The 721-nt window shown below is 53.5% G+C and carries 1 protein-coding gene; it reads left to right on the top strand.

Features of this window, described 5'->3' with window-relative positions; all coding sequences use genetic code 11:
• Positions 1-165: 165 nt before the first annotated feature.
• Positions 166-534 (top strand): hypothetical protein, encoded by a 369-nt coding sequence (locus E5K02_RS25365; protein ID WP_135399375.1) that lies wholly within the window; start codon positions 166-168, stop codon positions 532-534.
• Positions 535-721 lie beyond the last annotated feature (187 nt).

Genomic DNA, 721 nt, shown 5'->3' with positions numbered 1-721 from the left:
ACCGATTTCCTAAACTACCCTCAAGCGAGAAGGCTTCACTGTCTCTAGATTGGGGTCTCTTCTACTTCCGTGAGGATAACCAAGCTGTGGGCTCTCTTCTGTTTCGTCATTTGTGGCGGGCTTCCGTCATTGGCACAGCCGCGCACGGTACCGGACAGTCTATTCATGACGCCTGCGCAGAACAACCGCTGGTTGGTAGCCTTGCAAAAACAGGGGGTAGCGGACCAATGGGCTCAAATTCGAAGCCGGTATTTTTTAGTGTCGCCCCAGGTATCCTCCCCCACTAGCCCAGCGGGTAACGTTCCCATATTGGTTGTGGAGGGGATTGTCGTGGAGGTGACCGATGCCGGCGACCCTATCCGGGACGTGTTGGCAAGCCAGTTGACACCGGCCAAGGTGAAGGCCATTACGGTTCTGGAGCGCGAACCAGCAGGGCTGTACGTCAACAAGATCTCTACGGGGTGGATTATCATTTCAGTGGCTGATAAACAGTTACGCAAAGCCCTGCGCAGGACAGATAAGCGCGCCCATTAGCCGTGACCGGCGTTGTTCACCAACCGAGCGGGGCTTTATGACTAGCAGAACGCTCCTTTTCCTGAACTGCTGCCCATGCACGTCTACTGGCCTAGTAAAGTAGTCCTACAGACCAGATTGAGTTCAAGAAACTCGTTCACCTTTCAACGTTCATTTAACTCAGGATGGTGATGAGTTTCCTGAACTC

It is taken from the genome of Hymenobacter metallicola (assembly GCF_004745645.1).
In the GTDB taxonomy this organism is placed as follows: Bacteria; Bacteroidota; Bacteroidia; order Cytophagales; family Hymenobacteraceae; genus Hymenobacter; species Hymenobacter metallicola.
Note: the sequence above shows the minus strand (reverse complement) of the source record. Positions and strands in the feature narration are given on the sequence as shown.

Coding starts and splice junctions, on each gene's coding strand:
- E5K02_RS25365 (WP_135399375.1), top strand. CDS start 166: ATGACGCCTGCGCAGAACAACCGCTGGTTGGTAGCCTTGCAAAAACAG.